This is a genomic window from Sphingopyxis sp. HIX, assembly GCF_001468285.1.
Classification (GTDB): domain Bacteria; phylum Pseudomonadota; class Alphaproteobacteria; order Sphingomonadales; family Sphingomonadaceae; genus Sphingopyxis.
Genome location: NZ_LNSB01000015.1, coordinates 1 through 22260, shown reverse-complemented (window position 1 = coordinate 22260; position 22260 = coordinate 1). Strand labels below are relative to the sequence as shown.

The window sequence follows — 22260 nt, the reverse complement described above, 5'->3', positions numbered from 1 at the left end:
TGCGCGCCACAAATCAACGAGAGCGCCGAGTTGGGGGAGTGAGCGATGACTGACCTAATTCCACCAGAAAACATCAAGGAATGGATTCCTGGGCGCAAGACGGTCGACAGCTCCGCGATGGGCTGGCGCGGCATTACCTTGATGGGGTATCGATATAGCGGCCTTGAAGTCGAAATCCCGCCTATGCGGGACTACATGATCGTGGTCTATCAAGAGGCGGACACTTTCATGCGCCGACGTTGCGGCGGCCCTTGGCAAGCCGAGAGACTTGGCCCCGGGGCCGTCTCGCTCCTTACGCGAGGCGCGCAATCAACATGGCAGTGGGACGACGCTATCACCGTACAGCATATCTACCTTAGCCATGACGTCATCATCGATGCAGCAGCTCAAATCTTTGATCGGAATCTCGCGGCCATAGAGATTGATGACCGCATCCGCAGCAATGATACTGTGATACCTTCATGTCTCGCGATGCTCGAGCGGGAATATCGGGGTGCTGGAGTTGGAGAAACCCTGCTGATTGACGCGCTACGAACGCAGCTCGCCGTTCACATAATCAGAAACTACGCCGATATTGAGATCAAGGAGGCCCATGGGGGAGCCTTGGGGTCGGGCCTCAGAAAGGCAGTATCCGAATATATCGAGGAAACATTGGCGGATGGTATCCACCTTGAGGATCTGGCGTCTACCGCGGGATTGAGTCCGTTTCACTTTTCTCGCAAGTTCAAATTGGAGTTCGGCGTGACGCCGCATGCCTTTGTGGTTCAGCGTCGAATTGAACGAGCGAAGTCATTGCTACTCTTGAGAAACATCCCACTGAAAGTGGTGGCAGCCGATTGCGGCTTTTCCGACCAAAGCCATCTCAACAGAACGTTCCGCAAAGCGCTGGGTGTAACCCCGGCCGAATACCGCCGCTGCATTTAATGACTGCAACTTGATCGGCCGAGCGGAAGGAAGCTGTTCGCTAGGTTCGCCACAACGCTCTCGGTGAGCAGGCGATGCCGGCGACCCGCCTGTTCAACAACATGCTCTGAACGACCGGGATCGGCCTGCGCTCGACCGCGTACAAACGGAGCTGGGAGTTGCTCAAATTGAGGAACGTTGGCCGACGTTGGGCCGCCTGGTCGATCAGTCCCTGAACACCTTGAACGTTTGAAGCTCACCCCCGTACCGCGCCATCCGCAGCCTTTAACCTGCCGATCCGGCTTCGCACATGCACCGCTGCATTCAAGCGGAAATCTCTCCTGAAGGCGCATCGACGGCAGACCCCGTCATCCGTGCGCAATTTAATTGACATGCGTTGATTAATGATCAACACATGTCAATTATGAGATTGAGGAAAGCGATGGCACGATATGGTCAGTCATAGCGCAGCGGCGCCTTCCCGGCGCGCTCAACGGCGCGTAGAGCAGCCGCGCAGCGGGGATGAGCGGGAGCGCGCGATTCTGGCCGCAGCAAAGGTGGCGCTGAAAGCGCGGACTTTCGATACGATGTCCATCGCGGAGCTGGTAGCCAGCGCCCAGGTTTCCCGGCCGAGCTTCTATTTCTACTTTGCTTCCAAGGATGCGTTGCTGGCGACATTAATCGAAGAAGTACTGGAAGAAATCCGGTCGAACCTGGAACTGGCCAATGCCCGCGAGGGTGCCGATATGCGCGCACGGGTACAAGAGGGGGTCGGACATGTCGTCGTGGCTTGGTTGTCCCACCCCGAGATACTCTGTGCCGCGGTCGAACTCAGCTCTCGTCTGCCCGTTGTGGAGGACATGTGGCGTCGTGCCGTTATTGGTAGTGTGGAACTGTTCCTCCACCGCCTTGATCTGGAACAGATATCCCGGGACCCCGAGACGCTACGTCGGCAGGCCCATCTGCTCGCCTGGGGACAGGAACGCAATCTCTACAACTTGGCGAAATCCGGCGGTGACGCCGCAGCATTCGAGGCACTGGCGGTCGACCTGACCGAGATGTGGCATTCCGCATTGCTCGTCCCAGCCACTTTTTCGCTGCAAGCAGAAGGATCAAAACGATGACGGCAACTGCGCGCATCGACGTCGATTTTTACGTACGCGGCGTAAAATGCGCTGCCTGGCTCTACCTTCCCGACAATTTTGCCGGGGGGCCCGTTCCCGCGGTAGTCCTCGGGCATGGTCTCGGCGGTGTGCGCTCGTGGCGTCTCGACAATTTTGCCCGAGCCTTTTGTGCGGCCGGCTATGGTTGCCTCGTGTTCGACTACCGGGGTTTCGGCGACAGCGATGGCTCGCCGCGGCAGGTCGTTGATCCGGAACAATTGCTCGAGGACTGGCGCGCGGCTATCGTCTATGCCCGCTCCCGCCCCGAATTCGATCCGGACCGCATCGTCCTGTTCGGCACCTCTTTCGGCGGCGGCCACGTAACCCGCTTGGGCTCCGAAGATGCGAGAATTGCGGCCATCATCGCCCAATGCCCTTTTCTGGATGGGGTGGCCTCATCGCGTCTGACGGATCCGGTTCGCGGCCTCCGACTTCTCGGGCCGGCGATACGCGATGTGATCGCGCGCCGACGCGGCGCGGCGCCGGTTCTCGTCGACATCGGCGGGCCACGCGGCAGTAAGTCTCTGGTGCTGGCGGATCAGGCCGACTTCAACGCCATGATCCCCGAGGGTGTTCAGAGCGAGACCCAAGTTGCGGCGCGTATCCTGTTTTCCATCATCGGGTATCGGCCTGGATTGTCGACACCGGATATAAGCTGCCCGGCCCTGTTCATTCTGTGCGAGGGTGACCGGCTGATCCCCGTTAAGTCTTCACTGAGCCATGTACGGCGGGCGCCTCGCGGCGATATTCAGGTCGTGCCGTACGGGCACTTCGACATTTATGATGGAGCGCCGTTCCGCGACGTGCTCGCCAGAGAGCTGGATTTCCTGGCCCGGCATGTGCCCACGGCCTCATCTACGTCGACCGGGCAATCGCAATGAGCGGACCAGCGCGGATCGTCGTTTTCGGTGCAACCGGCTACACAGGAACATTGGTGGCGCGCGCGCTCGTCGAACGCGGCGCACGGCCGGTTCTGGCGGGACGGTCCCGCGACAAGCTGGCGCGGCTGGCCGATGCCCTGGGCGGGCTCGAAACGCACATCGCCGATGTCGCGCACCCCGCTTCAATCCGCGCCGCCATCGGGCATGGCGACGTCCTCATTTCGACGGTCGGCCCCTTTCTGCAATGGGGGAATGCGGCGGTGGAGGCAGCCATCGACGCCGGAGCAAACTACCTCGATTCCACCGGCGAGCCCGCCTTCATCCGCAAGGTGTTCGAGCATTATGGACCACAGGCGCGCCTGCGGTCATCAGCGCTGATGACCGCTTACGGTTTCGACTGGGTGCCGGGCAATCTCGCCGCCACCTTGGCCCTCACCCGTGCCGGCACTGCCGCAACCCGCGTTGAAATTGCCTATCTGCTCAACGGCACCAGCGCGGAGAGCGGCGGCGCGGAGGCGAGCGCGGCCGCCGCGATCATCGCGCCATCATTTGCCTTTCGCCAAGGTCGTCTGGTCACCGAGCGGACAGCTGCCCGCGCTCGGCGCGTCGCGGACGCCTCCGGTAAATCTCGTTGGATACTTAGCGCGGGCGGCACGGAACACCTCACATTGCCGGAGCAATTCCCCCATCTGCGCGATATCGAGGTTGGTCTGGGCCTCTATGGTGCTTCATCGGCAGTGGTTCCCTATGTCTCGGCAGTGCTCAACGCCGGCATGCGCATTCCCGCCGTGGCGGGTGGCATTCGCCGTGCAATGGCGCGCAAAGCGAACGGATCTTCGGGCGGGCCCAGCGACGAGGCGCGTGCCGCAGGATCAACCAGCGTGATTGCACGGGCATGGTCCGACAAGGATGAACTCTTACAAACAACCATCCTCACGGGAGTAGATGGTTTCAGCTTCACCGCGAACTTTCTAGCTTGGGCTTCGATCCAGGCCGCCGGGGGGATTATCGGAACGGGAGCCCTGGGACCGGTGCAAGCTTTCGGGGTCGACGCGCTGGAAGAAGGCGTGCGCCAGAGTGGCATCACTAGAGCGGATCGCCGATCGGATCAGTCGCTGATTGCGAGCGCGATATGATGAGTCCTGTTCTGACGCGCCGATCTGCTGTGGTACTCAGCTGAAGGATATCACATGCGTGTCGTCGGTTTCTTATTCGGCCTCGGACCGATCCTGTTCGGGGTCGGTTTTCTGGCGCCCGTCATCGCTGCTGCGATCACCGCGAGCGGTCTCGATGCACCGGCCGGCCTCAGCGCCGTCCAGTTCGGGCTTCTTACCGGCATCATATTGGGGGTGATCGCGCGTCAGCGGAGGACATGGCTATGGTGACGGAAACAAATACACCGGGCCTGAGGGCTCGCGAAAAGGCGATCGCCGAACAATTCATCGGCGGTTTTCCCTGGATCATGGTGATCTGGCCCCTAGTCAACACGAGCCTGTGGCTCGCGTTGTGGCCGCTGGTCATGACGGGCGCCCTGCCCCTATGGGCGGGATTTCTGATCGCAACGGTCAACATGACCGCCGCCTATCTGCCATCGCACGAAGCCCAGCATCACATCATCGTGCCGGAAGGATCGCGCTGGCACTGGTTCAACGAGTTTATCGGTTGGTACGCGCTGATTCCCATGTTCGCCCCCCTTACCGTCCTCCGGGTGACCCATTTCGAACATCATCGGCACACGAACGACCCGCTGCTCGATCCTGACATTCCGATGGCCGCAAACAGCGCCTGGGCCGCAATCGGCAGAGCGCTTGTAAAAGGGCAGCCACGCCACGATCGCTACGGCATGACATTGCAAAGGCTCGGGACATCTGGCGCCAAGACAGCCTCGCTTCACGCAATGCTTGCGAAGGCCGTGCAATATTCGATGCTCGCCGCGTTGGCATGGAGCGGACATGCGCTTGAGGCGCTGCTGCTTTGGTGGCTGCCGCTGAAAATCGGCTTGGTCTATATCAACTTCTACCTCAGCTGGGCGCCGCATCGGCCGATGACTGGTCGCGGCCGGTACAAGGACACGCGTGCCTTCAGCAGCTTCTTTGGCAATATCGGCTCATCGGGCATGCAATATCACATCATTCACCACCTCTATCCGACGATTCCGCTCAATCGGCATCCGGCCGCCTTTCGCGCGCTTCGCCCGATATTGGAGGAGCGCGGCTGCGATCTAGGCGGATTGTAACTTCCTTCGCTTGCGTGACCCGTCGCCTTGTCGCACTCGTCACCGACCGCACCTGCTCATCGGCATTGCGCACGTTCTTCGCACGACGCGGGGCGCAACCTAACCGCGAAGGTCGGCCGCTTGCAACGGGGGGAAGCCCTTCACATCCTGGCGTGCGACCCAAGCTGCCATTTGTCGGATGGTTCGATCGTCAACAGACGTCCCGAGAATGAGGATGCGGTAAAGAAGTGGCGCGGCTGCCAGCTCAAGAATCACGCGCGGCGAAACATCCTTGGGAAGTTCACCCCGCATAACTGCACGCGTGACGATTTCACCGCTGTCCGCAAAACGCTGCTCCCAGAATGCGGATTTGACGCGCGCGGCCTCTGGATCGACCCTTGAGGACAAAAAGAAGAAAATGCTGCGGATAGCGGGATCGGCCAATATGCTGGCGATACCCTTTAACATCTGTTCCAAGTCGGTTTGGAAACAACCTGTATTGGGCGTTGGCACCCTCACCCGCATCTCTTCGAGCATGAGCGCCAGGAGAAGCGCGGCCTTCGTAGGCCATCGGCGGTATATCGTCGTCCGGTTGACGCCCGCGCGCAACGCGATCTCCGGAATCTCGACGCCGTTCAGTCCACGCTCTGCCAGCAAATCGAACAAAGCCTGGCGGACCGCCGTTACCACTTTTGTCGAGCGGCCCCCCGGTCGTCTACGCGGCCCTCCTGTCTTTGCCTCACTCGACGCTCTCATATTGGTTGCCTCTCGGACCTAATGCAACTATAGTTGCTTTTATAACATTGACAGAGGGACTGGCAAGCCAATGACGATCGATCTTGAAGTCTTCATCAACGGCGAGGCCGTATCACAGGATGCAGTCTCGAGGTGGGAGCAAAATAGCGCTCGCAGGGCGCTCCGCAGACTGGGCCTCCGGGCCAATCATATGGATCTTGCAGAGCTTCGTGCAGAGCTGCGCGCCCGCAAGCTGAAGCTAGGGCATTCCGGCATCCGCAAGCTGCTTCGGCGCGAGCTTGCAGTCTCGGATAAATATGCACGGCTTGTCGCGTGGCTGTCGCGCGGCGGTCGCAGATATAGCGTGATTGAGATTGTGTCGCCTGAAGGGTCCGCGGCGGCGTTCGCTAATTGGTTTGAGGAACTCGCACATCGGAACCGTGAAGATGTCATGGTTGCGGCGGCACCCGAGCATTACCTCATTGCCACCGACGACGCGGGCCGGCAGGAAGTTATCGAGACGAACGGGGGATCGCCAATGGCTGCTCGTTTCTTGATCGATTACGCCGATCTTTCCACTCTGCGCTCGACACGCGACACCGATTACACAGCACAGGTCGCGGGTGTGGCGCGATCACCGAATGGCACGGCGATAGGGGGCGTTCGTCACCAGTTCCGCGACGAAGGAAGCGGCTTCCGCGCAAAGCTGACGGTTGAATTTCCTACCCTCATCCTGCCGTCGGTCGTGAGTGGACATAGATGGCATCTCGCGTGTGAATTCTCGAACTGGATCAGAACTGCTGTTGCCGAACTTCGCTAAGACCATGCGGGCGATTGCGTTCGCGGGTCGCGCGTGTTGACGTTGCAGACAGCGCACGCAGCGCGTTTCCTCAATGGCTTAGACCTGCATCGAGACGCCCGGCGCGCTGGCCTGCGGGCTTCGAAGACGGCCGGAGATCTGCTCAGATTTATAGTCGACCTCTAAAGGGCGCGGATGCGATTTCGGACCTGCCAGACTCCCACTCTATTTGCCAAAGCCGAAGACATCCTGCTGGAAACGCCCTTGTGCAATCAGGGTCTCAAGCCATGCCGAGCCTTGCGCATGCTCACCGCAGACCTGCTGCATCCAGATGCGGATCAGTGTATCGCGGACAGCGGGTGCCATGAACTGCCCGTCTCCACACAAATATATATACCCTCCAGCTTCGAGGGCCGCCCAGACGACCTCCTGCTTAGCCCAGAGGGCATCCTGAACAAAACGCCAGGGATGGCTTTCGACTGCGGAGAAAGCGAGATGCAGGAAGGCGAGTCCCGTCGTCTCCCAGCGCTCCATCTCGCCGCGGCAAAGCCAATCATGATCCGGGTGGCGGCAGCCGAAGAATAGATGAACTGATTCGATAGCCGCGCCCGCCATGCGCTGCGCCTCTCGCTCCTGCAGAAAGCCGCGCAAAGGCGCGAAGCCCGTTCCGGGCCCGATGAGGATCATGGGAACCGCAAGGTCACTCGGCGGCGCGAACGGCGGGTTCGGCTGACGGACGTAAGCAAACACCTCGGCCCCAGCTTCCGCGCTCGCCATATATGCGGACGCAAAGCCACGGTGCTCCCCCAGCCCCGACCAAGCAGGTGCCGCGGTGGTGCCGACGATCAGGTCCACAACATCAGGCGCAACCAGGGGGCTTGAAGCAATCGAATAGAAGCGGGGCGCAATCGCGGCCGACAACTCGATGAGGTGCGCCAGGTCGGCCTCGATTGCCGGATGGCTCTCGTAGAGATCAAGCAGGGTCAGCCGTTTTCCCGCCACCGAGGCATCATAGTCATTGGCGAGCACAGCAAGCTCGGCACGCGTTTTCGGGCAACGTGTCGCGCCTCCCAAAACATCGAGCGCGCGTTTTGGCGCCGGGTCTGACAGCTCGACGAAGTCGGTAAGCAGCTGCCTAACGGTCAGTGTGCGGCCGAGCGGCAAATGACGAAAGCGGCCACCCTGCCCGTCCACTGCTACCTGCAAGGCCGGGTCGAGTGCCATCCGGGCCAGGGCGCGTTCGACAAGATCCGGGCGGTTTCGGGCATAGACCGCGATATGGTCTCCTGCGCGATAAGTCTGCCCTTCGGGCAGGCGGAGCCGTATCAACCGTGTCGAGGGCCGTGGCGGTTCTTTCACGAAATCCCAAAGCCCGTCGGCGGACCGGACGAGTTCGGTGTTCGAGACCACGGCAAAGCGCTGCGCATGCTCGGGCAGCGCAGACGCTCGAAGGTCGCCGGGTTCAACCAGCCGAAGCGCCAGCTGCGCGTCAGATGCGGCGGGTACGCTCTTACCCCCGAGCGCTTGCCACAGGTCGCGAACGAAGCTTCCAACCGCGCCGTCGAAATCCGCCTGGCCGTCGGCTTCTGCACGGGGCACGAGTCTCGTCGCACCTGCGGCTTCAAGCGCCGCATCGACCCGCTTCGGAAAAGCCTGATAATTCGGCCACTGTGAATTGCCGATACCAAGCACCGCAAAACACGCACCCGCCCAGTCGTCCGCGACGAAAAGCTCCGCGTCCAGCGACTTCTCAACCTCTTTGGCTGAATCCGGAGCGCGCCCATTATAAGTGGCGGTGACGATCACGATCAGCTTGTCTTCGGGCAGGTCACCGCTTTGCAACGCGTCGTCCATTGGTCGAACGGCGACATCAAATCCATCTGCCTCGGCGCGCTCGGCGATTTCTTCAGCAACATCGCGTGCCGTCCCGAGTGACGAACCATAGAGGACGACGAAACGCTGGCCAGTGCCGGTGATGGAGGCGAGAGATTCCTCGGTCGCCGCCTGATTTAAGGGCGCGGGTGAATTTCGCTCGTGCGCTCCGCGAAGCCGGATACGCATGCGGAAATCATCGGGCTTGATCGACAATGTTTCCTTGATCCGGAGCTTGTAGGAGTGCGGATCGCTGATCGCGAACCGGCGCAGCAACATTGCAAGGGCGATCTTCGCCTCGACCATGGCAAATTGGCGTCCGATACAGGCCCGTTCACCATTGCCGAACGGCTTGAAGGCATGGGCATGGCGCGCAGCCTCGGCGTCCGGAAGCCATCGATCGATATCGAATTCTTCAGGCTCGGCCCAAGCGAGCGGATTGCGGTGCAAGCCGGGAGTAAAAATGTTGATTGGCCGGTCTTTGCGCAAGTGCCACCCATTGCCGATAATCTCGTCATCGAACGGCGCGACCTGAAATGCCGGGGCTGTGGGCCATAGCCGGAGTGCCTCCTTGAGAATTCGCTCGATCACCTTGAGCTGCGCGACCTGTGAATAATCGGCCCGTGCGTCGCCCGGCAACACACGGTCAACCTCGGCATAAGCCTGGGCTAGGACCGACGGATTTCGGAGCAGATAGCTGAAGGCGAAAGTCAACATACCGGACGTCGTTTCATGCCCCGCGATCAGGAACGTGAGGACCTGGTAGCGGATGTTGAGGTCATCGAGCGCCTCCCCCGTTTCCGGATCGACCGCATTGAGCATCAGGTTGAGCAGATCCTTGCCGTCGGACGGTTGCCGGCGTCGGTCGGCGATAATGCCGTCGACCAGTGAATTCATCTGGGCGATATCCGCTTCATACCGGGCCCTCGCACGCTGGGCAAAGCGCTGCTGGATAGGAAGCCGGGTAATCATGTTTAGCGCCTCTTCGAGCGCGCGGCCCAGCGCGACGAGAAAGTCGTCAAGCTCGTCGCGGCCAAAGCTGTCGAAGCGGTGGCCAAAACCCGCGATCGCGATGGAATCGATCGTCAATCGCGTCATGTCGTCGGCCACGAGTACATCGGTTCCGGCCAGCTTTTCCCATTTGGCGACCAGTTCGTCGCAGACATCGACGATCATGTCGAAATATCCACGCATCGCGCCTTGACTGAATGCGGGGAGGAGAATGCGGTGCGCCTTGCCCCAGTTCGGCTCGTCGCTGAATGCGGTGAAGAGTCCGTCGCCGGCAAATTTGCGGACCACCTGCAACGCCGGGCCCGGCATTTTGCGGAAACGCTTTTCGTCGGAGAGTTCGGCAACGAGGTCGGGGTCCGTAACAAATAGCGAGACGCGGTCGCCGAAGCGGATCTTGAAGATTCCCTCGGGCGTAGTGCGACTGACTTCTAGCAATCTGCCGATCAGTCCTCCGCGCGCGATCTGGTGCAGATGCCCCACCAGGGGAAGGCCAGGCGGCGACGGAATTGGCTTTCGCGCATTGGACATCGTGCCTATACCCTCCCTTCGCGTCTTTGACCTTGCAGTGTCGCCACCTCGGCGCTCGCAGTATCGGCGGAGGCGCCCTCTGCTTCGATGCATCCATCAGCCAAACCCATCAGGGCGCGCAGCGTCCGCACAAATGTGAGTTCGGGCGCCGCGGCCGTTTGGCGCCGGAGGGCAAGGCCACGCCAAAGGTCAAGGAGCGCCTCAGCTGCGCCTCTCGCAGCCACAGGCGGATCGATGGAAAATCGCTTCGCGAGATCGGCCAGCAGCGCTTCGAACAAGGCTACCATACGCTGCTCGGCCTCTTCGAACTTCTCCCCGAATAAAGCATCTCTGTTTGCATGAAGCCGCAATTCGGTTGCGAGCGCGGCCCATTCACGCTGCGCGGCGAGCGTCCGAAGCCATACGGTAAGTGCGTCAAGTGTGCCCTCGACACTGCTTCCGGCCACGGCCTCCGCTACCGACGCCAAGCTGGCATGTTGTTCACCCATGTGCCGCTCGAGAAGAACGAGGAGGAGAGCGTCTTTGCTCGCAAAGTTCGAGTAGAAAGCTCCTTGGGTATAGCCAGCGGCAACACAGAGAGAGCGAAGTGAAAGGCCGGGTATCGACTGGCTCACAACCATCTGTTCGGCGAGATCGAGTAAGCGGGCACGCGTTGCGGCCTGGCTGTCGACCCGGCGGACTCGCGGCGTTTTGGCGCGCGCCAATTGCATCTTGCCTCTCCCGACCTTTCAATTTCAGATTTCATATGATATCTGAGTTATCGCGAGTCAAGCTTGCACTGCCCGCCGCAGGGAAGCGGCGAAGGCAAGCCCGGCGCGCCGGACACCGCTGAGCGAGGAGAACATGATCATGGCGCACTTCAGCTTCAGGCATCATCGGATGTTGGCATTATCAGCGCCCGCCAGAGCGGGCGGGCTCGCTCCAAACTGATGAGCCCTCAGCATCATGGTCGGGCATTACGCCACCGGCATGAGATCCTCGTAACGTCGGACATGATCGACGAGCTCGGTCACGTGAACAACGCTGTCTATCTGCGATGGGTACAGGAAGCGATTTCGCATTTCTGGCAGAAGACTGCACGACCGGAAGATCTGGCGAGGATTGTCTGGGTAGCGTTCCGGCACGAGATCACTTACCGACGCCCGACCTTCGAGGCCGAAAGGGTGGACATCGAGTTATGGGTCGCAGATTATGCGGGTCCCCGCGCCATCTTCGAACTCCGTATCGGGCAGCCAGGCGACGTGCGCGCGGAAGTTACGAGCACCTTATGCTGCCTCGACCGCTCAACCCGGAAATTGGTGCGCGTGACGGGTGATTTGGCAGGTCGCTTTTTCGCCTGATCTCGATTCCTAACTTTTCGTTGAGCAGTTTTCTCCGCGTTGACGACAAACGAGACGATCGATTCCCAAGCCAACCGGGTCAGCCGCACTACCGTTCGATGCGTCGGAATATCTGGAGCGCCCAGAAAACAGATAATCAGCGTTCCTCCCACGATCGTTTGCCAAACTCCTGGGGACCGTGCACAATTTCAGCAGGGTGGTCGGCCCTGGGAGATTTTGACACCAGACGCGGTCGTTGGCCTGAGAAGTGATGGTCGACGCCTCAATGAGGCAAGATATGAGCATCCTTCCGGTCCAGCGATGGCGGAAGGCCGAAGTGCCGACGATAGGCCGCAGTGAAGGCCGCGGGGTTGGTGAAGCCGACCCGATATCCTGCCTCGGCGACGCCCACGCGGTGCTCGACGATGAGGATACGCCCCATCTCCAGCCTCCGCGCCCGCAGATAACCGAAGACCGTGGTACCGAATGCGGCCTTGAAATTGGCCTGGAGCGTGGTGACGTTTATCCCCAATTCCCTTGCAAGTTCGAGAAGCTTTGGCGGATCGACGAGATTGTGATCGAGCATAGCGCGGGCATGGACCACGCGGTCATAATGGCGCCGCCCGATCCGTGCGACCAGTCGCTGTTCTTCCTGGAGCATCGACGCGGCTTCGAGAATGAACCCGAGCGCCTGTGCTTCACGGTGAATGGCCCCGAGCGCCCCGGAATAGGGTTGCCGGAGCGTGTTTTCCGCAAGATCAATCAGCTTGCGCGACGGAGGCAACAGCGAAGAATGCAGGCCCGGGTCGAGATAGGACCGCAGCACGTCAAGTCCGCCGTCGTCGACGAGATCGGCAAACCGGTCGAAAAAGCACGGGCGCAGGGTGACACCGAAAGCGCGATTATGCTGCATTGCTCGCCAGGGGCGACTGCATGACAGCCTATCGCCGTAACCGACAACGATGACCCGCCGCGGTGGCGAGACGACAGGAGGATAGCCCACCACCTCGAGCGCGGCGGCCTCCCCTGCAAGCATGATCGCACATGAGATCGAGCGGTCTACTTCGACCTCGATTTGGCTGTCTGCGGTGTAGACAAGGTCGTACGCCGTTAGAAGCAGCCCGGGCTGCAATTCCTCACCAAAAACGGTGCCGGACATGGCCGGCGTATCGATCCGGGAATCGGGTCGCGCGACATGGCTGATCGTGACGGCGCGCTCGGCGGCGGCCCGGACGAGGTCTGACACGGAAAAATCGCCCGAAATGGCAGGTATTAGGAAGCCCGCTTCCGATCTGCTTGTACTCTCATGACGCATCGACCTGCCTCGTTCCCGCGCGACTCATTTCTCGCAATGGAATTTCCGTTTTTCTGCATAGCGCGCGCGATGGCGCACAGCCAGATTAATCGATAATAGGAATTAGTCGCAAGTGGATCGAACTTTGCGACGGCCGGTGCACGGCCCGTGTGGGTTTATCAGGGAAATGACATAAGGTCGGCCTGCCCCATCGGCGCCAAGCGCCAAAAATGGGGCGATATTCTGTATGCGGAAAAATGTGTTGTTTGTGATCGGCGCGGCCTCCTGTGCGCTCGGCCAGGCTGGAGCAGTGCGAGCCGAGGATGCGCCGACGGCGCCGGATGACATCATCGTCACCGGCGAGCGCGCCAATCGGACCCTGCGCGAAACCGCAGCAAGTGTTTCGGTATCGACGCGGGAGGATATCGAACGAAAATCAGGGGTCTGGTCGGTCAACGAATTGCTCGACCGCATCCCCAACATCATCGCGACCGAGCCCGGCAACGACATGCCCGCCGTGCGCGGCGTCGACGGAACGGGTCCTGGCGGCGGACCGACCGCCTTCTTCGCCGGAGGCCGGCCACGCTTCAGCTATCTGGTCGACGGACGCACGCTGAGTTTCAACGAAGCAACTTTCGGCGATACGAGCCTCTGGGATATCGAGCAGGTCGAGGTCTATCGCGGGCCGCAGAACACTTTGCTCGGGCGCAACGCGATCGCCGGCGTCGTCGCGATCAAGACCGCCGATCCGACCTTCGACTGGCACGGCGCAGCGCGTGGGGTCATCGGCAACCGGGACGAGGTCCAGACTTCGGCCGCCATTGGCGGCCCGATCGTGTCCGACGTGCTCGCGTTCCGCGCCAGTGCCGACTGGCAGCGCAGCCAGAGCTTCGTCGATTTTCAAGGCTATCCGGGCACCGAAAACCCCGGCCGCTACGACACCAAGACGTTCCGCGGCAAGCTGCTGCTAACGCCGGCGGAGGGCATCCGCTCGCTTCTCACCCTTTCCTACCAGGACGGGAAGGAACCGCAGTCGAACTGGGTCAAGCTGCCGTTCGAGCGCGCGATCTCGATCGATGCGGGTTTGCAGCAGCCGGTGTTCCGTTCGCGCAACTCGACCGCGATCTCCGACACGACGTTCGACCTTACTGACGGGCTGAGCCTGCAATTGCTGCTTTCCGCCACTGATTTCCGGGTCAACCGCTATGCGCCCGCCGGGACCGGCAATGCGCAGATCGACGGCGAAGAGTATATGGCCCAGCCGCTGCTCCGCTACGGCACCCCGGACGGGCGCTTCTCGGGGTTCGTCGCCGCCTATATCTTCCGCGCGCGCCAGGACGAGACGAACGACCTGCTCGGCGGCGGGGCCTATCGCGACAAGACTGACACGACCGCGGTGTTCGGCGAAATAACGGTGAAGCCCGCCGACCGGCTCTCGATCATCCTCGGCGCCCGCTATGAAGAAGAAAAGCGCTATCGCGTCGGGGCGACGGGGTTCCTCGTCACGGACTTTCAGGAAACCTACAAGGAGTTCCTGCCCAAGGCGACGCTGTCACTCGACCTCGCACCCGAAGTGACGGTCGGCGTCACCGCGAGCCGAGGCTATAACGCCGGCGGCGCCAGCATCACCCTCTCGCCGCCCTTCCAGGGCTATACCTATCGGCCCGAGCATGTCTGGAATTTCGAAGGCTTCGGGCGCGCGGGATTGGGCAACGACCTGTCGCTCACCGGCAATATCTTCTACAGTCGTTACAAGGACATGCAGCTCCCCCTCTATCTGACCTCGCTGTCGATCGAGATCCGCAACGCCGAACGCGCAACCACGCAAGGCGCCGAGGTGGGCCTGAGCTGGCGACCGTCGGAGAAGAATGAAATTTTCGCGAACATCGGCCTGCTCGATACGAAGATCAATCGCTACAGCAGCGATCCGCGGGCAGTCGGGAAGGAATTGCCGCGGTCACCCGCGTTCAACTTTGCCGCTGGTTTCAGCTTTTCTCCCGACGACCGGTTCGAGCTCGGAGCCGACGTCCGTTACAGCGGATCCTATTTTTCCGAAGTGCTCAACGTCGAGCGCGCGAAGGTCGGCTCATGGGCGGTCGTCAATGCGCGCGCCGCCTACAGCATCGGGCCGGCGAAGCTGTTCCTGACTGCGCGCAACCTGCTCAACAGCAACAAGGTCGTCTCGAAGGGCCTTGGCGCGAACCCGTTCACGGGCATGGACGTGCCCGCGCTCGACAATGCGGTCCTCCTCGAACCGCGGAAGATCAGCGCGGGCATCGAACTCCGGTTCTGAAGGACGGGCGATGGCGCTTTCGCAAACGGGCATAAGGCGGTGGTATCTGGTCCATAAGTGGACCAGCCTCGTCTGCACGGCGTTCCTGCTGATGTTCTGCATCACCGGACTGCCGCTGATCTTTCACGAAGAGATCGACGAACTGACGCGCGCGCCGGTGATCGCGGCGAAAGCCGAAGGCAACGCCAGCCTCGACGCCGTCGCGGCCGATGCGCTGAAGGATCATCCCGGCTGGCATAATATCTTCGTCGCCTATGACGCAGACAAGCCGGTCATCTTCGCCGCAGTGGGCCCGACACCGCTCGCGGGCGAGGATGAGGGCAAACTTTATCTCTACGACGCGCGCAGCGGCAAGCGCGTCGACGCACCGCCGTTCAACGAAGGGGTGATGGCGTTCCTGCTCGATCTCCACGCCCATCTGCTGCTCGGCATTCCAGGGCAGCTTTTTCTCGGACTGATCGGCCTCGTCTTCCTCGTCGCCGTGGTGTCGGGGGTGATCGTCTACGCGCCCTTCATGCGCAAGCTCGCTTTCGGGACGGTGCGCAAGGACCGCAGTCGGCGGCTGCGATGGCTCGACACGCATAACATGGTCGGCATTGTGACGCTCGGCTGGGTCAGTGTCGTCGGTCTTACGGGCTTCATCATCACAATGACGCTTCCGATCACGATGATCTGGCAGATGGACGAGCTTGCCGAGATGGCGGCGCCGTACAAGGATGCGAAGCCGGCCGCCAAGCTGACGTCGGTAGACGCGGCGGTCGCGACGGTCCGTGCCGCGGTTCCAAACGCCAAGGTCAGCCTCGTCTCCTGGCCCGGAAGCCAGTTCAGCACCAAACATCATTATATGGTCGCGCTCGCCGGCAATACGCCGCTGACCGAGCGGCTGATCAACCCCGCGATGGTCGATGCCGAAACCGGCAAGCTCACCGATGTCCGCTCGATGCCTTGGTATGTAAAGACGCTGTTCGTGTCGGCGCCGCTGCATTTCGGCGACTATGGCGGCCTGCCGCTCAAGATCATCTGGGGGCTACTCGACATCGCGGCGATCGTTGTGCTGTGGACCGGACTTCGCCTCTGGCTCGGACGGCGGAAGGTGCCGATCGAGAAGCGCGTCGCGGAATTGCAGAGCGGCGGCGAGACGGAGCCCGCCGCATGACGGTGCGTGCGAAAGGCGGCCAGTCCGGCTGGCGCATCTTCCGCTGGCCGCTGCTGATGGCGCTCGCCAACGCGGTCGGGCTGGTCGCGGCGCTAATCGGCGACGGCTGGTACGACATCGTCTCTTGGGCAACGCTAGGGCTGACGCTCGTCGTGATCGCGGCGTGCTGGCGTGGATGGCGCGGGTCATGACGCACGGCACGACCTCCGCAGCATGAGCGATCACCCGCTCGGCACCAGCCGGGCCATCCAAACGCGCGACGGCCGCAGCCTCCACGCCATGGTCAGAGGCGAGAGCGCCCCCGGCGTTCCGACGATAGTGTTCGAAGCCGGTCTCGCAGCGCCGGGATCCTATTGGGGACTGGTCGCGCCCGAGGTGTCGCGGAGGGCGCGGACAGTGGTTTACGATCGCGCCGGTCTCGGCCGCAGCGAACCCGACAGCCAGCCGCGATCGGTGGCGCGCATGGCCGACGACCTGGAGGATTTGCTGGAAAGTCTTGATGCCGCGCCTCTCCTGCTGGTCGCGCACAGCGGCGGCGCGCTTTTAGTGCGCGAAGCAGCTGCGCGGTGGCCCGACCGTGTGGCCGGGATGGTCTTGGTCGATCCGTCCGACGAGGGATGCGGCCCCGTCTTTTTCCGCTCTTTCCGCTTCACGGAGAAGGTGGTCCATCATGCAAGCTGCATGCTCGCCCGGGTCGGCCTGCTCGAACGTCTCTTTCGAGATCAGCTCGCCCCGCTGCCTGCACGCCTGCAAAAAGAGTTCCGGGCCGAAGCCTTTACCAACGCCGCGATGCGCACGCGGGGCGCGGAATTGAAGGGCATGATCGCGGCGATGAACGGCTGGCGGGATGGTCGGGGACCGAACGCCGCCTTTCCAGTGACCGTGATCTCGGGAGCGAAGGCGGACCCCGGCATGTCGGCCAACTTGCGCGCGGCGTTCAACGCTTCCCATGCTCGGCGCGCGTCCCTGTCTCCCCGTGGCCGTCACGTCATCGCCGCGCGTTCGGGACATTTCATTCCCCTCACCGAACCCGATACGATCGTGGCCGAAATAGCGCGACAATTACAGGGGGCTACCACACGGACTTCGACCTAGGGGCACGTCTGCACACCAGACAATGGTGGCGGCTGCGCGCACCGTCTGCTGCATCGGCCACGATTGGGATCATTGCGCCGCGTCATCGCATAGGCTGGCAAAATCGGGCATATATGCCGAGCAACCGCCGGGCTACTGTGAGCTCGCAGCCCAAGCTGTACGGGCCGCCGCACCTGTCGGGTCGTGCTTAGACAGAGCGGTATCGATGAGGGATCACGCGCTGCTCCAGGAGCGACGCCCAAGCGCCAAGGGCCTCCTTTCGCGGCTCGAAGAGTTCTGACTTGTTGTAGACGCGCATGATCTTGGATCGCGTCGCGGTCGCGACGTGGTTGAGAATGCGGTCCGCGACGTGAGGCGGAACTCCCAAAATTTCACAGGCGTGAGTGTTGAAGGTGGTCCGGAGATCGTGGACCATCCAATGCGGCATCTCAGGCGCGTTTTCGTCCTTCATCCGATCTATGCGAGTATCTTGAATTGCCTTGTCCAATCTGCGCCGCCCCTTGGTGAAGCCGGACACAGGCGTGTCGCCCGTCGTGGTGAAAACGAACTTGGATTCCTTCGGTCGATCCGGATGTTTGATCGCTTCGATGATGATAGACCGCGCCAATGCGGATAGCGGTACGCGCAGTGCGTTGTTCATCTTGGTGCGAGCGCTAGGCAACAACCACACAGCTTCACCAGGTGCTTGGTCGGTGGCGAGATCGAGATGCTCAATAGGCATCGCCGTTACCTCTTCGCGCCGGTTAGGCAGCACGATCAGCAACCGAAAAAGCTGATCGAATGGATAGCCTAGCGTGCCCGCGGCGGCCCATATCTCCGCAAGTTCATCAATTGTGTGGAATCGCTCTCGTTCATTTTCCTTTGACGGCTTGCGCACCTTTGCAGCGGGATTCTCGCTCATCACTCCTTCGTCGACGCACCAGTTGAAGAAGGCGGAGGCATACGCCAGGTTCCTATTGGCGGCGATAGGAGCCGTCTTGGCATGCTTCTTCACGAGATCGGAAATCTCGGCTTGCATGATCGAACATGGTTCGCGGTTCAGCAACGTCCGCAGAAGCCCCCGCTTGCCATCGAGCGCGCGCTTGGTCTGTGCTCCACGGCGATGCTGCGAAAGCACCGCCGCGTGATAGTCCTCAATCACTTCGTGCAGCGTCTTGCGGTTGAGAGCAGCGATAGCGGCGGTTCTGCGCGCGACCCGCTTCCGTTCGTTGGGATTGCTGCCTTGGTCAATCTGCGTCCGCGCGACGCGGGCTGCAGCACGAGCTTCGGCGATACCCATTCCTGGCCAGGTTCCAAGCTTGATCCGGCTACGCTGGCCGTTCTGCAGACGAGCCACGAGTGACCAGGTCGAAGAGCGTTCGCCTGCGCGCAACAAAAGGCCCGCTTCCTTGTCGTCCCGAAGCTCGACCCGACGCTTGGGATTCGCACGTACTTTGCCGATTGCCGCCTCAATACCGTTCTTTGTCAGTGATGTAGCCATGGATCGAACTCGAAAGACGACAAAATGGATCTTCTATGGGTGCCGTATGGGTGTCAAAATGACCTTGACAGACGGTGCTCGAACGTACATCAGGACGGAAGAATATGGAAGAGGCCTTCTGATATTAATCATTAAGTTCAGTGATATAAATGAAAAAAGATGGACAGGGTCGGAAGACGACGGAAGCACACGGAATGTGCTGAAAACGACTCTTAATCAGCGGGTCCTAGGTTCGAGCCCTAGTGCGTCCACCATTTCCTCAAAGACTTGGCAGGCAATTCCGTGTAGCTTTCTGGCTGCGGCAGCGGGGCGCTGCGTGTCTCGGTCCCACTATGCGATAGCCTTCGTGCGGGGGTTGAGGCACAAGGACCGGAATGGCGCGATGCGGGGGACATATTTGGCCGGAGATATATGTCCCGGCCGCGGACAGGCCCCATCGCCCGCAGCGCATGCGGCGCTGACGCATGGCGGGCGGCGACGATCCCGACATCGTAAAGGCGGCGATCGCCGGCGATCGCGAGGCTTTCGCCGCACTGCTCGGGCGCCACTATGATCGCATCCACGGCCTCGCCTGGCAGCTGACCGGATCGCGCGCCGACGCCGACGATATCGCGCAGGACGTCTGCTGCATCCTCGCCGAAAGGCTCGGCGACTTTCGCGGCGACGCGAAATTCACCACCTGGCTGTGCAGTATCGTCTTCAACGCCTGCCGCGATTTCCGGCGGCGGCGCTCGGCCTTTGCGCGCTTCGCCGGCAAGCTCGGCGTCATGGCGGGTCTGGCGCAGGCGCCCGACGGGCGCGATCTCTATGACGCGATCTGGATCGAAAGCGCGATTTCGCGGCTGAAGCCGGAACTGCGCGACACAGCGATTCTCGTCGCGGGACAGCAGCTGACGCACGGCGAAGCCGCCGAAATCCTGGGCATCGCCGAGGCGACGGTCTCGTGGCGGATGCACGAGATCCGGCGCCGGATCGCGCCCAAGGGCGGCGCGGCGGACTGACCTCCGCACATCTGCATTTTTTTTCGCGCGGCCGCCAAGGATTTCCCGCGCCCGCGCATCTCAGGAACATGCGGGCGATTTTGCACCGCTGTTGCCAGGGAGACATATCATGTCCCGTATTCCTCTGATGCTGACCGCCGGGCTGTCCATTTCGCTCGTCACCGCCTGCTCGCAATCGACCGACGTCGCGTCGCCCTCTTCGACGCCGGCCCCGAATATCGTCACGGCCGAGCGCGCCGCCGACGAGGCGCGCGAAATCATCGTCGCGGGTCGGATGCGCGAGGACAATAGCCAGAATACCCCGATTGCGGTGACGGCCATCGCATCCGGAACGGTTGCAACGGCGGCGCCTCCTCCTCCGCCTCCGCCTCCGCCTCCGCCTCCGCCTCCGCCTCCCGCTGCTGCGAAAATGGCCGCGCAGGGAAGCTATATGCGCGTAGCTCCGCCGCACCCCGATGCGACGTCACCCTATTACCAGGACATCGGCCGCGACAAATTCACGACCACCGAGCAGAATGCGTTCAAGGTCGCGCTCGACGAACCCGTGTCGACCTTCTCGATCGACGTCGACACCGCCTCCTATTCCTTCGTCCGCGCGTCGCTGAATCGCAATGTCCTGCCCCAGGCCGCCGCGGTGCGGACCGAGGAACTGGTCAATTATTTCCCCTATGACTATGCCGCGCCGCAAAGCGCCGAGCGCCCGTTCAGCACCAATGTCGCGGTGTTCCCCAGCCCGTGGACCGAGGGGCGCAAGCTGGTGCGCGTCGGCATCAAGGGCTTTGCGATCGAACGCGAAACGCGACCGCGCGCGAACCTGGTCTTCCTGGTCGACACCTCGGGTTCGATGAACCATCCCGCGAAGCTGCCGCTGGTCAAGCAGTCGCTCGCGATGCTGCTCGAACAGCTGGGCGACAACGACCGCGTGTCGATCGTCACCTACGCCGGCAGCGCGGGGACCGCGCTCGAACCGACCCCGGCGAGCCAGAAGGAGAAGATCCTCGCCGTGCTCGACCAGCTCGGCGCGCGCGGCAGCACCGCGGGCGCCGAAGGCATTCGCCAGGCCTATGCGCTCGCCGAACGCAACCTCGACCCGCGCGGCGTCAACCGCGTGATCCTGGCGACCGACGGCGATTTCAACGTCGGCATCACCGACCAGAACGAGCTCAAATCCTATATCGAGCGTGAGCGCGGCAAGGGCATCTTCCTGTCGGTGCTCGGCTTCGGCATGGGCAATTACAACGATGCGCTGATGCAGACCCTCGCCCAGAACGGCAATGGTGCGGCCGCCTATATCGACACGCTCGGCGAGGCGCGCAAAACGCTGGTCGACGAAGCGACCTCGACTTTGTTCCCGATCGCCAAGGATGTGAAGATCCAGGTCGAGTTCAACCCCGCGACCGTCGCCGAATATCGGCTCGTCGGCTATGAGACGCGAATGCTGAAGCGCGAGGATTTCGACAATGACAAGGTCGACGCCGGCGACGTCGGATCGGGCCAGACGGTGACCGCGATCTACGAGATCGTCCCCGTCGGCGGACCGCGCGCGAACGGCGACCTGCGTTATGCCAAACCGGCGCCGCGCGTCGCACAGGCAGGCCGCGCAGGCGAATATGGCTTCGTCAAGATCCGCTACAAATTGCCGAAATCGGACACCAGCCAGCTGATCTCGGCGCCGATCAATCGCAGTGTGGAGTTTGCCCGCTTCGACGATGCGCCGCAGGATGCGCGCTTCGCCGCGGGGGTCGCCTCCTTTGCCGAACTGCTGCGCGGCGGCAAATATAACGGGCCGATGACCTATGACGACGTGCTGCGCATCGTCGGTGGCGCGCGCGGTCCCGACGAGTTCGGATATCGCATGGAGCTGGTCAATCTGGTCCGCGCCGCGAAGAGCGCAGGCGCGATGGCGCGGCTCGACCGGTAAAGCGCGGATATGGCGGCGCTCCGGCGCGAGCGCCGCCATATCGACCGCCGGGCAATTCCGCGTATAAGCAAGACGATGCCGATGCCCCTTCCCCATAGTCCCGTACGGCGCAGCGGCGGAAAGCGTCGATGACCGGCGACGACGATATCCGGGCGCTGTTGCCCGATCCGCCGCCGCCGGCACCGAAGCCGCGCGAGGCCGCGATCGCCGGGGCGCTCGCGCGCTTCGACGGCGCGCCCGTTCCGGCACCCGAGCGGCCGCGCGCCGCCGCATCCTGGTGGCAAAAGCTGCAACGCCCGCAAGCCGGGCTGCTGGCCGCCGCGGCGCTGGTTGTCGCGATCGGCCTGCCCTTCGCATGGCAGGCGCCGCTACCCATTGCACCGGCGGCCGACGAGCAGCCATTGCCCGAAACGCCGGTCGAGGCGCCTGTCGCCGGGCGCGAGGTAGCCGCGGCACCCGCGGCGAGCCCGGCGGTGACGCGCCCGGTTGCCGCCGCCGCTTCCGCGCCCGTGGCCGCGCCGTCTCCCCGGCTCGACGCGGCCGCCCCGGCTGCCAAGCGGATCGAGATCGCGCAGGCATTACCCCCTCCCCCTC

At 62.2% G+C, this 22260-nt stretch carries 19 protein-coding genes and 1 pseudogene; 15 read left to right on the top strand and 5 right to left on the bottom strand.

Features of this window, described 5'->3' with window-relative positions; translation table 11 throughout:
* The first annotated feature begins 45 nt into the window (after window positions 1-45).
* From ATE62_RS08950 to ATE62_RS08925, 6 genes are all read left to right on the top strand, one after another.
* Window positions 46-924, top strand: coding sequence for a helix-turn-helix transcriptional regulator (locus ATE62_RS08950; protein ID WP_058807921.1), 879 nt, complete (start codon window positions 46-48; stop codon window positions 922-924).
* A 431-nt stretch (window positions 925-1355) separates the two neighbouring features.
* On the top strand, window positions 1356-2027 hold the full coding sequence (locus ATE62_RS08945; protein ID WP_058807920.1) for a TetR/AcrR family transcriptional regulator: 672 nt from the start codon (window positions 1356-1358) through the stop codon (window positions 2025-2027).
* Window positions 2024-2947, top strand: a complete 924-nt coding sequence (locus ATE62_RS08940; RefSeq protein WP_058807919.1) for an alpha/beta hydrolase — start codon at window positions 2024-2026, stop codon at window positions 2945-2947. The genes ATE62_RS08945 and ATE62_RS08940 overlap by 4 nt, the downstream gene beginning before the upstream one ends.
* Window positions 2944-4083, top strand: coding sequence for a saccharopine dehydrogenase family protein (locus tag ATE62_RS08935; RefSeq protein ID WP_058817809.1), 1140 nt, complete (start codon window positions 2944-2946; stop codon window positions 4081-4083). The genes ATE62_RS08940 and ATE62_RS08935 overlap by 4 nt, the downstream gene beginning before the upstream one ends.
* A gap of 54 nt (window positions 4084-4137) precedes the next feature.
* Window positions 4138-4332 carry a hypothetical protein gene (locus tag ATE62_RS08930; protein ID WP_058807917.1) on the top strand — a complete coding sequence of 65 codons (195 nt, stop codon included), beginning with the start codon at window positions 4138-4140 and terminating at the stop codon, window positions 4330-4332.
* Window positions 4326-5183, top strand: a complete 858-nt coding sequence (locus ATE62_RS08925) for a fatty acid desaturase (protein WP_197411657.1) — start codon at window positions 4326-4328, stop codon at window positions 5181-5183. The genes ATE62_RS08930 and ATE62_RS08925 overlap by 7 nt, the downstream gene beginning before the upstream one ends.
* Window positions 5184-5282: 99 nt before the next feature.
* Here ATE62_RS08925 and ATE62_RS08920 read toward each other — a convergent pair whose 3' ends face one another.
* Entirely contained in the window at window positions 5283-5828 is a 546-nt protein-coding gene (locus tag ATE62_RS08920) for a TetR/AcrR family transcriptional regulator (protein WP_058807915.1), read from the bottom strand.
* 160 nt (window positions 5829-5988) lie between these two features.
* Between ATE62_RS08920 and ATE62_RS08915 the strand changes: the two genes are divergently transcribed.
* On the top strand, window positions 5989-6717 hold the full coding sequence (locus ATE62_RS08915; RefSeq protein WP_058807914.1) for a hypothetical protein: 729 nt from the start codon (window positions 5989-5991) through the stop codon (window positions 6715-6717).
* Between the two features lie 204 nt (window positions 6718-6921).
* Here the strand turns inward: ATE62_RS08915 and ATE62_RS08910 are convergent, their stop codons facing one another.
* Window positions 6922-10107: a bifunctional cytochrome P450/NADPH--P450 reductase gene (locus ATE62_RS08910; protein WP_058807913.1), complete on the bottom strand. Its 3186-nt coding sequence runs from the start codon at window positions 10105-10107 to the stop codon at window positions 6922-6924.
* 5 nt (window positions 10108-10112) lie between these two features.
* The gene (locus ATE62_RS08905) at window positions 10113-10817 is read right to left on the bottom strand and encodes a TetR/AcrR family transcriptional regulator (RefSeq protein ID WP_058807912.1); all 705 of its coding nucleotides are present in this window, start codon (window positions 10815-10817) and stop codon (window positions 10113-10115) included.
* A 219-nt stretch (window positions 10818-11036) separates the two neighbouring features.
* Here ATE62_RS08905 and ATE62_RS23600 point away from each other — a divergent pair, with 219 nt between their 5' ends.
* On the top strand, window positions 11037-11447 hold the full coding sequence (locus ATE62_RS23600) for an acyl-CoA thioesterase (protein WP_082660456.1): 411 nt from the start codon (window positions 11037-11039) through the stop codon (window positions 11445-11447).
* Between the two features lie 262 nt (window positions 11448-11709).
* On the opposite strand, the gene ATE62_RS08895 is transcribed toward ATE62_RS23600, so the two are convergent.
* Complete coding sequence (locus ATE62_RS08895; protein ID WP_058807911.1) at window positions 11710-12672, bottom strand: helix-turn-helix transcriptional regulator; 963 nt, start codon at window positions 12670-12672, stop codon at window positions 11710-11712.
* 307 nt (window positions 12673-12979) lie between these two features.
* Here ATE62_RS08895 and ATE62_RS08890 point away from each other — a divergent pair, with 307 nt between their 5' ends.
* The 4 genes from ATE62_RS08890 to ATE62_RS08875 are packed head-to-tail and all read left to right on the top strand — an operon-like array spanning window position 12980 to window position 17264.
* Window positions 12980-15013 carry a TonB-dependent receptor gene (locus ATE62_RS08890; RefSeq protein ID WP_197411656.1) on the top strand — a complete coding sequence of 678 codons (2034 nt, stop codon included), beginning with the start codon at window positions 12980-12982 and terminating at the stop codon, window positions 15011-15013.
* Window positions 15014-15023: 10 nt separating this feature from the next.
* Window positions 15024-16169, top strand: a complete 1146-nt coding sequence (locus tag ATE62_RS08885) for a PepSY-associated TM helix domain-containing protein (protein ID WP_058807909.1) — start codon at window positions 15024-15026, stop codon at window positions 16167-16169.
* Window positions 16166-16360: a hypothetical protein gene (locus ATE62_RS08880; protein WP_058807908.1), complete on the top strand. Its 195-nt coding sequence runs from the start codon at window positions 16166-16168 to the stop codon at window positions 16358-16360. Before ATE62_RS08885 ends, ATE62_RS08880 begins: the two co-directional genes overlap by 4 nt.
* A 22-nt stretch (window positions 16361-16382) precedes the next feature.
* Window positions 16383-17264: an alpha/beta fold hydrolase gene (locus ATE62_RS08875; RefSeq protein ID WP_058807907.1), complete on the top strand. Its 882-nt coding sequence runs from the start codon at window positions 16383-16385 to the stop codon at window positions 17262-17264.
* 187 nt (window positions 17265-17451) lie between these two features.
* Here the strand turns inward: ATE62_RS08875 and ATE62_RS08870 are convergent, their stop codons facing one another.
* Complete coding sequence (locus ATE62_RS08870) at window positions 17452-18744, bottom strand: tyrosine-type recombinase/integrase (RefSeq protein WP_082660459.1); 1293 nt, start codon at window positions 18742-18744, stop codon at window positions 17452-17454.
* A gap of 464 nt (window positions 18745-19208) precedes the next feature.
* On the opposite strand from ATE62_RS08870, the gene ATE62_RS08865 reads away from it, so the two are divergent.
* The 3 genes and pseudogenes from ATE62_RS08865 to ATE62_RS08850 all read left to right on the top strand — a co-directional run.
* Window positions 19209-19745, top strand: coding sequence for an RNA polymerase sigma factor (locus ATE62_RS08865; RefSeq protein WP_156420524.1), 537 nt, complete (start codon window positions 19209-19211; stop codon window positions 19743-19745).
* Window positions 19746-19854: 109 nt separating this feature from the next.
* Window positions 19855-21666 carry a vWA domain-containing protein gene (locus tag ATE62_RS08855; RefSeq protein ID WP_082662700.1) on the top strand — a complete coding sequence of 604 codons (1812 nt, stop codon included), beginning with the start codon at window positions 19855-19857 and terminating at the stop codon, window positions 21664-21666.
* 128 nt (window positions 21667-21794) lie between these two features.
* Window positions 21795-22260 (top strand): annotated as a pseudogene (locus ATE62_RS08850) (hypothetical protein); the annotation flags it as partial.

Excerpts from the sequence above, each read along its gene's own strand:
- ATE62_RS08950 (WP_058807921.1), top strand. The coding sequence starts at position 46 with ATGACTGACCTAATTCCACCAGAAAACATCAAGGAATGGATTCCTGGG.
- ATE62_RS08945 (WP_058807920.1), top strand. The coding sequence starts at position 1,356 with ATGGTCAGTCATAGCGCAGCGGCGCCTTCCCGGCGCGCTCAACGGCGC.
- ATE62_RS08940 (WP_058807919.1), top strand. The coding sequence starts at position 2,024 with ATGACGGCAACTGCGCGCATCGACGTCGATTTTTACGTACGCGGCGTA.
- ATE62_RS08935 (WP_058817809.1), top strand. The coding sequence starts at position 2,944 with ATGAGCGGACCAGCGCGGATCGTCGTTTTCGGTGCAACCGGCTACACA.
- ATE62_RS08930 (WP_058807917.1), top strand. The coding sequence starts at position 4,138 with ATGCGTGTCGTCGGTTTCTTATTCGGCCTCGGACCGATCCTGTTCGGG.
- ATE62_RS08925 (WP_197411657.1), top strand. The coding sequence starts at position 4,326 with ATGGTGACGGAAACAAATACACCGGGCCTGAGGGCTCGCGAAAAGGCG.
- ATE62_RS08915 (WP_058807914.1), top strand. The coding sequence starts at position 5,989 with ATGACGATCGATCTTGAAGTCTTCATCAACGGCGAGGCCGTATCACAG.
- ATE62_RS08910 (WP_058807913.1), bottom strand. The coding sequence starts at position 10,107 with ATGTCCAATGCGCGAAAGCCAATTCCGTCGCCGCCTGGCCTTCCCCTG.
- ATE62_RS08905 (WP_058807912.1), bottom strand. The coding sequence starts at position 10,817 with ATGCAATTGGCGCGCGCCAAAACGCCGCGAGTCCGCCGGGTCGACAGC.
- ATE62_RS23600 (WP_082660456.1), top strand. The coding sequence starts at position 11,037 with ATGAGCCCTCAGCATCATGGTCGGGCATTACGCCACCGGCATGAGATC.
- ATE62_RS08885 (WP_058807909.1), top strand. The coding sequence starts at position 15,024 with ATGGCGCTTTCGCAAACGGGCATAAGGCGGTGGTATCTGGTCCATAAG.
- ATE62_RS08880 (WP_058807908.1), top strand. The coding sequence starts at position 16,166 with ATGACGGTGCGTGCGAAAGGCGGCCAGTCCGGCTGGCGCATCTTCCGC.
- ATE62_RS08875 (WP_058807907.1), top strand. The coding sequence starts at position 16,383 with ATGAGCGATCACCCGCTCGGCACCAGCCGGGCCATCCAAACGCGCGAC.
- ATE62_RS08870 (WP_082660459.1), bottom strand. The coding sequence starts at position 18,744 with ATGGCTACATCACTGACAAAGAACGGTATTGAGGCGGCAATCGGCAAA.
- ATE62_RS08865 (WP_156420524.1), top strand. The coding sequence starts at position 19,209 with ATGGCGGGCGGCGACGATCCCGACATCGTAAAGGCGGCGATCGCCGGC.
- ATE62_RS08855 (WP_082662700.1), top strand. The coding sequence starts at position 19,855 with ATGTCCCGTATTCCTCTGATGCTGACCGCCGGGCTGTCCATTTCGCTC.